This is a genomic window from Bacillus sp. CCB-MMP212, from assembly GCF_022748145.1.
Classification (GTDB): domain Bacteria; phylum Bacillota; class Bacilli; order Bacillales; family Bacillaceae_G; genus Bacillus_A; species Bacillus_A cereus.
In genome coordinates this window covers 93,807-104,149 of the sequence record NZ_JALDQE010000014.1, presented here as the reverse complement: position 1 = coordinate 104,149, position 10,343 = coordinate 93,807, and the positions used below count along the sequence as shown (strand labels likewise).

The following is a 10,343-nucleotide window of genomic DNA, read 5'->3' as shown; positions in this document are numbered from 1 at the left end:
AAATCCAAACTGCAACCAGACTATCATAGTAATTTTCATTACCTTAGACTCTTAGCTTTGCGACCTATCCTTTCGAATAGTGTGCCCATTTATTTTTTCTTTTTAAGACAATAAAAAATCCGGTTGCCTCTTCGATTTTCATACATACAACTATGTGTGAAAATCCAAACTGCAACCAGACTATCATAGTAATTTTCATTACTTTAGACTCTTAGCTTTGCGACCTATCCTTTCGAATAGTGTGCCAAAAATAGGTATTTATTTATCGTGTTTTGAATATACCATTAAAACCCAAAAAAGAAAATAGTTTTTTTAGAAAAAAACAATTAATTTTTATAGTCTAAATTTTTTACTGGAAAATCCATAATAAAAACTAAAAAAAACATTTTGATCTTAGAAATACATCATACATTCTTTATCGATAAAATGAGATTTTTACTATCCACAAATAGCAAGATAAAATAGAAAAACATCACTTATTTGGAAGTGATGTTTTTTCTATTTAATGCAGTGGTAACATAACCTCAACCGTCGTTCCAACCCCAACTTCACTTTCAAAACTCATTTTACCGTTGTGGTCTTTAATAATTTTTTCTGTAACTACTAAACCTAGACCAGTTCCTGTTTCTTTCGTTGTATAAAAGGCTTCATTTAACTTTGGAATTTTATCTTTCGGAATGCCGCATCCCTCATCTTTCACTTGAATGATGATTCCATCTTTTACAGTAACTTTAATCGTAATTGTTCCGCCAACTGACATTGCTTCAATTGCATTTTTAATTAAATTAAAAAAGACCTGTTTTAATCGTTTTTCATCACATGTAATTGATGGTAAGTCTTTACTGTAAATACCTTGTATGTAGACTCCTTGTTTTAAAGCAGGCTTTTCCATAACTCGAATAACATAAGAGATAATTTCTTGTATGTTATGAGTTTCTGATTCTAGTGATTTAGATTTCTCAAATCCACTAAGTTCTGTAGCAATTATATGAATCCGATCTACTTCTTGTTTCATAATATCACTATAAATTTTATCCTCTGGATGCTTGTCTGCTTGTTTATTCACAAGTTTTTTTAAGTTTGCTAAAGGTCTTCTAATCTTATAACCAATAACCGTTGCCATCTTTCCAACAGCTGCTAGTTTTTCTGTCTGTTTTATTTCTTTGTCCATCATCTCAAGCGTACGAACATAAGACTGAACCCTCAAAAATATAATCCAACATATGATAGTAAATACGCTATATAATGCCATTGGGATTAAAACGAGAGAAGATTGAATAATGATTCCTGTAAGAGCATACTTTCCGACAAGTATCGCTGGAATTAACCAGAAATATCTTTTATTCACAAAGATTGGTGCAAACAAAATAAAAAATCCTTCTACTATATTTCCACCGTCAAATTCTGCATCGCTACCATAATAAATCATAATGTTATGGATAAAATCTAATACATTATAGCCAATTAGAATAATATACTTTACCGCAAAAGCATTCTTCCATTTCATAAAGTATATCCCAACGCAAAACAATACCACCATCAAAAAGTAAAGCCATAAACCTAAACCATCTTCAAACTCACCTACACCTTCTTGCTCTCCACCGATTAACGGTACGATAAATTCATAAGCAAGATCATATACAAAAAATATAATGAAAAATAAACTTAAAAATGCTTTCAGCGCCTTTATTTCTTCGTTTTTAAATATATAGCCTTTATTCATATGGTAACTCCTAGCTTTTCTTCCACTTGGATTTCAGTATTTCCACACTTCTTTGGGAGAATGATGTCTATTCTCGTTCCAGTATCTCTTTCACTTGAAATATGCAGCTCACCAAGGTGCTCGGCGACAATTCGATTCGCTACCGTAAGTCCCAGACCAATTTTATCTTGTTTCGTTGTATAAAAGGCCTCTGTAACACGAATTAAGTTTTCTTGCTTAATACCATGACCATTATCAATCACGCTGATCATTACATACTCTTTCCCTTTATTTTCTAATCTTACATGTAATATGCCATCTTGTTCCATTGCCTCTAAAGCATTTTTTATCGTATATAAAAAGACTCCTCTTATTTTTCGTTCATCACATTCAACTTCTATTATTTTTTCTTCCACATTAGAAATAAACTGTACGTTTAATTCATTCATTTTTTCGCGAAGACTTGTTATTACTTGTAATACAATTTTTCCTACATCATGTTTCTTATAAATAGAAGGTTTGCATGTAGCAACTTCCATTAACTCACTTATCATATTATTCATATTTTCTATTTCAAAAATCATACGTTTATAAATAGGATCCTCTTCATGCTTCTCTCGTTGTAATTGCGTAAATCCTTTTAATGAAGCGAGTGGATTTTTAATTTCATGTCCAACCGTCGCTGCCATTTTTCCGATTACTGCTAATTTCTGTGATTCGCTAGCAATCGCAATACTTTCCTTTACAGCTGAAAGATATTGTAAAAATCGGTTTAAAATGATATACGCCGCAATTAGCATAAGTGTATACATAATAAGATACATAAATGCTTTTACTTCCTCTAATACAAATAAATAAATTAAATATTTTCCTACAATAGAAGAAAGTAAAATCACATAAAATTTTTTATTTAAAAATATGGGTACAAAGAAAATGAGAATAATTTCTATTATATTTGTCGCATCAAACGCCGCCTTATTATAAAAAATATATGAAAGTATATTAGCGATTTCTATCCCTATGTATGCAAATATCCATGCATATTTAACAAGGTTTGCCTTCTCTTTTTTCATTAAATATATATTCACGCACAGTATCGCTACTCCGCAAATAACTTGCCATACTATGTTGTATCCCTTATCCATTATTGATTTATCGTCTAATACGATTGCATAGAAAATTTGATATACAATAACAATGACATATAACACCCATAAAAGGATTTTTGCATTCTTTTCTTCTTCTTTATATGATAGAAAACTTTCTTTCACTTCAACACCCCTTCAAAATAATATCTCGAAGAATACCATTTATTATAATAAATGATTTTCATAGACAAACAAAGATAAATCGAACATTTGAGGAAAATCATCCCAACGACGCAACATCTTCATGCTATATACAAGCATAAAAAACACAAAAAATAATACGTATATTATGGGAGGTGTTTTTTATGGACGGCAAAAAAAATAAAAAGACAGAACAACTCCAATCTTTCACGCGTGAAAATGAAGGAAAGGAGATGACAACAAATACAGGTGTTAAAATTTCAAATGATGAAAACTCTTTAACTGCCAGTGATCGTGGCCCTACCCTTCTAGAAGATTTCCTTATGCGAGAAAAACTTTCTCACTTTGACCGTGAACGAATTCCAGAACGAGTCGTTCACGCACGAGGATACGGAGCACATGGCATTTTTGAGTTATATGAATCTTTAGAAGAGCTAACAATGGCCCACTTTCTACAAGACCCTTCAAAAAAAACACCGCTTTTTATTCGTTTCTCTGAAGTAGCTGGATCAAAAGGAGCAAATGAAACGAATCGAGATGTAAGAGGATTCGCCGTTAAATTTTATACAGAAGAAGGAAATTTTGATTTAGTAGGAAATAATATTCCCATTTTCTTTATTCAAGATGGCATTAAATTTCCTGATCTTATTCACGCCCTTAAACCAGAGCCACATAATGAAATTCCACAGGGTCAAACAGCACATGATACTTTTTGGGACTTCATCGCCAACAATCAAGAATCAGCTGCAATGATGATGTGGATTATGTCCGATCGTGCAATTCCAAGAAGCTTTCGAATGATGCAAGGATTTGGCGTTCATACATTTCGTCTAGTTAATAAAAATGGAAAGTCACGATTCGTGAAATTCCACTGGAAGCCAAAGCTTGGCGTTCATTCGTTAATTTGGGATGAAGCACAAAAACTAGGTGGTGCTGACCCAGATTACCATCGCCGTGATTTGTGGGAAAATATTAATGCTGGAAACTATCCTGAGTACGAACTTGGCATTCAAATTTTAGAAGAAGAGGACGAATTTAAATACGACTTCGATATATTAGATGCAACGAAAATTTGGCCTGAAGAAGATTTTCCCGTTAAAATCATTGGGAAAATGACCTTAAATCGCAATGTAGATAATGTATTTGCTGAAACTGAACAAGTGGCACTACACCCTGGAAGTATCGTCCGTGGTATTGACTTTACCAATGACCCTCTCTTACAAGGTAGACTCTTTTCTTATACAGACACACAATTAGCACGCGTTGGTACAAATTATCAAGAACTACCGATTAACCGTCCAATATGCCCATTTCATAACAACCAAAGAGATGGTGCGTCTAAATATATAATCGACAAAGGAAAAGTTGCCTACCATAACAATTCCTTAGCAAATAATTCTCCTTATACTGTACCTGGAACAAAGGGGGGATTCGTTACATATCCTTCTACTGTATCTGGTCATAAAACAAGGGAAACTGCTGCTAGCTTCAAAGACCACTTCTCTCAAGCTCGTTTATTTTGGAATAGTATGAGTCACTTCGAAAAAATCCATATTATGCAGGCTTTCTCCTTTGAATTAGGAAAAGTCAAAAGTAAATCTGTCCGCCAACAAGTCGTGGATATGATTGGACATATTAGTACAGAATTGGCTACTTTAGTTGCAGAAGCTCTCGGAGCAAAAGTCCCAAATGTGCAAGAATCCAACGTTACAAAATCATCTCCAGCACTAAGTATGGCAAATACAACCTTTAGTCCTAATACATTACGAGTAGGTGTCATTGTTGCAAATGGATATGATGGACCAAGCGCACAATATATAATAAATCAGTTCAAACAAGTAGGTCTTCAACCAGTGATCGTTTCCGAACGATTAGGCATAGTGCAGGGAACGCCAAATGGACAGTGGGAAGTAAATGATACTTTCTTAACAGGCTCACCACTCCTTTATGATGGATTACTTCTTATTGGCGGAAAGATGGATGATCATTTTCTTAACAAAGCAAGTTCATTTGTCGTAGAATCATATAATCACTTTAAGCCGATTGGCTCCTTCCAAAACGGCTCTTCTATTATTCAATCTTTAAATATCGAAGGAAAGCCTGGTGTTTTAATAGAACAAGACCCTACGCGACTAGCAAATGAATTTATTAAAGCTATGACAAAACAACGCTTTTGGGATAGAGCATATTCATAAAATAGGGGGAAATTTATGTTTGTTACTGTCGAGAAAGATGTGCATATTTTTGTGCAAGACGTTAATCCTGGTCCAGGTAGTAAGACTGTTTTCTTCGTTCACGGATGGCCTTTAAATCATCAAATGTATCAATATCAACTCAATGTTTTACCAGAGCATGGCTTTCGCTGTATCGCCATGGATATACGAGGGAATGGACAATCTGATAAGCCATGGACTGGTTACACGTATGATCGATTAGCCGATGATATCGCAATTTTTCTAGAAGCACTCCAAGTAGAGAACGCTACATTAGTCGGTTTCTCAGTTGGTGGTGCTCTTTCTATTCGCTATATGTCTCGCTATAATGGGCGCCGCATTTCTAAGCTCGCATTAATTGACGCTGTCTCCCCCTCTTTCGTTAAAAATCAAGAGTCCCCTTACGGTGTACCGAAAGAACAAGCAGATGCTCTCATTAATCAAATGTATGCTAATTTACCAAAATTTTTAAATGATGTATCTTTATCCTTTTTCAATAGAAACTTAGGAGCTGCAACCCTTGAATGGTTTTCTTATCTCGGTATGCAGTCCGCTTCTTATGCCCTTATCAAAATTTTACAAGCAGCTGCAAATGAAGATGTAACGAAAGATTTAAATAAAATTAACGTCCCAACAAAAATCTTCCACGGCGTTCACGACCAACTAATTCCTTACAAAAGTGCTGAACTTACGCAACAACGAATTAAAAATTCTCAGTTACATGCTCTTACAAATAGTGGTCATGGTTCACCAATCGATCAAGCGGATGAATTAAATAAAGAACTAATAAAATTTTTACAAACATAACAACTGCAATATAAGAATGAAAGTTAACATAATCGTTTTTTATAAAACATAAAATTCACACATTTCTCACAAATACACAAATAAAACGATTATATTTTCATATATACTAAATGTACAAGTAATACTCCCTAAACCCAGCTTGTCTGGTTACCCCGTTAAATACTATGAAAAAAGAACTTGTATCGTTATACAAGTTCTTTTTGTTTCTTTTATTTAAAGAGGATATCTTTACTATATTGATTTCCAACGAGTAAATCATATTGAAGCATTTTATATTGCTCTAACATTTCTTTTTGTTTCTTTGTTAAATCATTGATTACTTCTCCATTTTTATCAACTTTTAATTCATCTCTAAGCACTGGTATTTCCTTGTAAAGTTCCGATAAAAATTGATAAAATAAGGATTTATTTAATCCTGCATAATCAAAAATAAGATTAGAAAAATGAATTGGGCTTACTAAACCTAAATTATCATTTGGCATATCAAAGTTTGCATACATTAATAACGGAGTTTGCGCCATCGCTAAACGTTCGCTCGGTGTTTTTTCACTCGTTATATACCCATTTTCTTTATAAAAAGATTTATTTGTTCCTAATGATGGAAGATGATCTCCAAAGAATACTAATAATGTAGGTCTATCTAAATTATCTAGTTGCTCTATTAAATATTGAAGGGCCTCATCTGAACGTCTTAATCCTTCTGTATACGTCTCTAATTCTCCCTTTGATTCTTCATTTTCTAGACCGCTAATTTCTATTAGGTTTTCACCAAATCGGCCTTCTGTAAATGGAAAATGATTTTGCATCGTAACTGCATGAATAAATGTTGGCTGTTTTTGTTCCTCTAACTCAGCAATTATCTCTTTACTCATCGCTAAATCACTAATATAATCTCCATCAATATCCACATTTTCCATCGTGTCCTCTGCATTAAACTTATCAAATCCTAACACCTTATATACATCGTCACGTTTAAAGAATGTGCGACCAAATGAATGAATTGCACTTGTATAATAACCTTCTTTTTTCAACGCCGTAGGGATTGATGGAATTTCTTTCTTATTTGTAATGACCTGCTGATATGGTATAGAACCTGGCTTTAACAAACTCATTGAATAACTTGTTAATGCCTCAAATTCAACGTTCGCCGTATTTCCCCCAAATGTAGGAGAAATAGTTTGTCCACCAGGAAAGTTTTCTATATAATGATGTAAATTTGGTACAGGATCTTCACTAAAAGAAAGGTTAGTTACTTTCGTCGGATCCCAAAACGATTCACTCATTACAAAAATAATATTCGGTTTCTCTTTTTTCTTTTGGCTCCCTATATTTCCACTATATTGTTTTTTTATATCGTTTGCTATTTGAAGCATATTTTCTTTAGAATAATTTTTTGGTTTTTCCATAACTGTTGTATCTAAATTGCTAATAAACCCTAGTACAAAACCATTTGAAGCATAGTTCTCATTTTGATTCCACAAAACAAAATCTACACCTGATTTTTGAAATACTTTATTCATAAATGTATTCGCAAAATTACCGTACGCATATAGAACAAAAATAGATCCTACTACTAATAAGGTTCTTATTCCTAGATGAATCTTTACATTTTGAATATATCTTCTCATATATATCCCTGCTACAATACAAGCTACGATACTTAAGATAATGACAAAAATATAGCTCCAGCTAAAATAGTCCATCACCATCGGTATAACAGATTGCATATGCGTAATTTGTGTGAAATCAGAAGGATATAACGGATCGCCTCTGAAAATAAGCTTTAAATAATTCACAATACCTAAAATGACTAACGTACAGCTCGTTAAAACCATACTTAGAAAAACCTTACCTATTAAATTATATACAAGAATATATATTGCATAAATTACTACAAAACTTAATATAAACTGCATATTATAAAAGTAAATCCAATTCATTGCCTCTATGAAAATCATATTAACTTGCATGACAATATAAAATAACGCTACTGTATGAGCTAGTAAAAGTAATATAAAATGCACTCGCAGGGATGCTCTAAGTATAGACATCTCTTTTTTATTGAAATGCGTAATATAAAACGTTATGCCCCATATGAAAATCATCATAACACTTAAAACAAGCTTTTGATTTAAATGATCTTTCATCATGTCTAAATTAAAAACCTTTAAAATCATAAACAGCATAGTTATTACTAATAAAGTCACCATACTACTTATAATGCTAGAAATTAATATATTTCTTTTTGGAAGATGAAAAAGTGTAGAACCATACTTCAATTCATTCCCTCGTTTCTATGTCTTAATTTCCCTCGCATCGAAAGAACTATTTCTATTAAAATAACATATATTACATATTTCGTCTGCATACTTGTTTCTATCATAAATGTATTGTCTTAATATTCCCTTAATCAATAGTTAAATTGTGGCATACAAATTACTCATTCTTGAAAAACTTAATTTCAGCATTCCACTTTATGATACAATAACTATTTTTTAGAAGTCCTGCTATTAAAGATTTAACATGAAAATACGAAAGAATTAATAAAAAGGCGTTGCACGTTTTTAACAACTATTACTATAACGAAAAGAACCTGCCACAAGACAGGTTCTTTTCGTTATTTTATGATAAAAGAGAAAATGATTAGTATGTGTATTATATAAAGGGAAGCAGCCATATTTTCCATACGATACATACGAGTACTATAATTACAAAATCAAAAAAATCTAATCTCGGACCTTTTTTCATATTCATATGTAGCCACATATGAAACCACTTTATTTTTGTATATTTATGGATGTTTTTCTTTGCAAATCGGTAAATAAGCATTTGCATGATAAAAAATCCGGCCACAAAAATAAATAATAAGATGAGAAATCCAATCACAAAATTCCTCCTATTTTTGTAGCGTTTTTTCTACTATCCGATTTTTCAACACCCACTCTTCAAACTGGGCACTTCCAAATTCCCAGCTAAGATCGCGAGCATGTACAGAAAAAACGTAATGACCAGCATATTCGTCCATAAATCTCCCTAACTCTACATCGTCTTTCTGAATACCGTATACTCCAAAATTAAAATACACATCCCATACGTCTTCATTCTTTCTCTTATAAGCAATCGATTCCATATCACATTCTGTCCCGAAATAATCAAGATGTAAATATACGCTATCATCGTATTCGTACTCCATTTTATCACCCCTTATATTTGTACTTCTTTACCACCAAAAAAATTCCTGCTATCTACACTCACATATGGGCGATTACCTACATATCATGCTTGTAGAGTGACTTCTAGGAGGTGTTATATAGTGAAAAAATTAATCGCGATTTTTTGCATCATGTTACTAGCTGTTTTTACTTTTGCTGCTTGTAGTAGTAAAAAAGAAGGTACGAAAGAACAAACTCAAAACATTCGCGTCGGCGAAGTTACCCATTCTCTCTTCTATGCCCCATTATATGTTGGGATTGAAAAAGGATTTTTTAAAGATGAAGGACTAAATATTGACCTACAAACAACAGCTGGTGGCGATAAAACGATGACCGCCCTATTATCTGGCGGAATTGATATTGCTCTCGTCGGTTCTGAAACGTCTATTTACGTTCATCAACAAGGAGCGAAAGACCCTGTCATTAACTTTGCACAGCTTACACAAACAGATGGGACATTTTTAGTTTCACGTAAAAAACTAGACTCTTTTAATTGGAATGACGTGAAAGGTGTTACGTTTTTAGGACAACGTAAAGGCGGCATGCCGCAAATGGTTGGAGAATACGTTTTAAAGAAAAATGGCATTGACCCTCATAAAGATACAAACTTAATTCAAAATATCGAATTTGCTAATATTGCAAATGCCTTCGCATCTGGTACTGGAGAGTTTGTACAGCTCTTTGAACCGACTGCAAGTATACTTGAGAAAGAAGGTAAAGGTTATATCGTCGCTTCATTCGGAAATGAATCTGGTACTGTTCCTTATACAACGTTCATGGCAAAAGAAAGTTTCTTAAAGAAAGATAAAACTGCTGCTGAAAAGTTCACACGTGCTCTCTATAAAGCACAGCAATGGGTTGATACACATAGTCCAGAAGAGATTGCTGATACTGTTTCCCCGCTATTTAAAGACACTTCAAAAGACATAACAGTAAAAGTAATTGAACGGTACAAAAAGCAACATTCTTATGCGACAAATCCACTATTAGATGCGGAAGAATGGAAACAGCTCCAAACTATTATGAAAGACGCTGGCGAATTACAAAAAGAAGTCCCACATGAAGCGCTCGTCAATACAAAAATTGCCGAAAGCGTTATTAAGAAATAGAGGCGAAGGGT

Annotated in this window: 8 protein-coding genes and 2 riboswitches; of the genes, 3 read left to right on the top strand and 5 right to left on the bottom strand. The window is 33.3% G+C overall.

Translation table 11 applies throughout. The features are described 5' to 3' along the window. Nucleotides 1-7 precede the first annotated feature (7 nt). Nucleotides 8-96, bottom strand: a riboswitch (cyclic di-GMP riboswitch). A 71-nt stretch (nucleotides 97-167) separates the two neighbouring features. Beyond that, nucleotides 168-256: riboswitch (cyclic di-GMP riboswitch) on the bottom strand. Between the two features lie 246 nt (nucleotides 257-502). Beyond that, nucleotides 503-1,723: an ATP-binding protein gene (locus tag MRP26_RS27320; protein WP_053563505.1), complete on the bottom strand. Its 1,221-nt coding sequence runs from the start codon at nucleotides 1,721-1,723 to the stop codon at nucleotides 503-505. Then, nucleotides 1,720-2,973 (bottom strand): ATP-binding protein, encoded by a 1,254-nt coding sequence (locus MRP26_RS27315; protein ID WP_053563504.1) that lies wholly within the window; start codon nucleotides 2,971-2,973, stop codon nucleotides 1,720-1,722. Before MRP26_RS27315 ends, MRP26_RS27320 begins: the two co-directional genes overlap by 4 nt. Before the next feature lie 182 nt (nucleotides 2,974-3,155). On the opposite strand from MRP26_RS27315, the gene MRP26_RS27310 reads away from it, so the two are divergent. Together MRP26_RS27310 and MRP26_RS27305 are read left to right on the top strand one after the other, a co-directional pair. Further along, nucleotides 3,156-5,186, top strand: a complete 2,031-nt coding sequence (locus MRP26_RS27310; protein ID WP_095690106.1) for a catalase — start codon at nucleotides 3,156-3,158, stop codon at nucleotides 5,184-5,186. A gap of 15 nt (nucleotides 5,187-5,201) precedes the next feature. Next, on the top strand, nucleotides 5,202-6,011 hold the full coding sequence (locus tag MRP26_RS27305) for an alpha/beta fold hydrolase (RefSeq protein ID WP_242807150.1): 810 nt from the start codon (nucleotides 5,202-5,204) through the stop codon (nucleotides 6,009-6,011). 209 nt (nucleotides 6,012-6,220) lie between these two features. Here MRP26_RS27305 and MRP26_RS27300 read toward each other — a convergent pair whose 3' ends face one another. The 3 genes from MRP26_RS27300 to MRP26_RS27290 all read right to left on the bottom strand — a co-directional run bounded on the left by MRP26_RS27300 (nucleotide 6,221) and on the right by MRP26_RS27290 (nucleotide 9,204). Beyond that, nucleotides 6,221-8,290: an LTA synthase family protein gene (locus tag MRP26_RS27300; protein ID WP_242807149.1), complete on the bottom strand. Its 2,070-nt coding sequence runs from the start codon at nucleotides 8,288-8,290 to the stop codon at nucleotides 6,221-6,223. Nucleotides 8,291-8,666: 376 nt separating this feature from the next. Then, complete coding sequence (locus MRP26_RS27295; RefSeq protein ID WP_000578980.1) at nucleotides 8,667-8,897, bottom strand: hypothetical protein; 231 nt, start codon at nucleotides 8,895-8,897, stop codon at nucleotides 8,667-8,669. Between the two features lie 10 nt (nucleotides 8,898-8,907). Next, a complete protein-coding gene (locus MRP26_RS27290; RefSeq protein ID WP_242807148.1) occupies nucleotides 8,908-9,204 on the bottom strand; it encodes a DUF3986 family protein in 297 nt (98 codons plus the stop codon). Between the two features lie 120 nt (nucleotides 9,205-9,324). Here MRP26_RS27290 and MRP26_RS27285 point away from each other — a divergent pair, with 120 nt between their 5' ends. After that, nucleotides 9,325-10,332, top strand: a complete 1,008-nt coding sequence (locus tag MRP26_RS27285) for an ABC transporter substrate-binding protein (protein WP_063548861.1) — start codon at nucleotides 9,325-9,327, stop codon at nucleotides 10,330-10,332. Nucleotides 10,333-10,343: the final 11 nt, after the last annotated feature.

Coding starts and splice junctions, on each gene's coding strand:
- MRP26_RS27310 (WP_095690106.1), top strand. CDS start 3,156: ATGGACGGCAAAAAAAATAAAAAGACAGAACAACTCCAATCTTTCACG.
- MRP26_RS27290 (WP_242807148.1), bottom strand. CDS start 9,204: ATGGAGTACGAATACGATGATAGCGTATATTTACATCTTGATTATTTC.
- MRP26_RS27320 (WP_053563505.1), bottom strand. CDS start 1,723: ATGAATAAAGGCTATATATTTAAAAACGAAGAAATAAAGGCGCTGAAA.
- MRP26_RS27305 (WP_242807150.1), top strand. CDS start 5,202: ATGTTTGTTACTGTCGAGAAAGATGTGCATATTTTTGTGCAAGACGTT.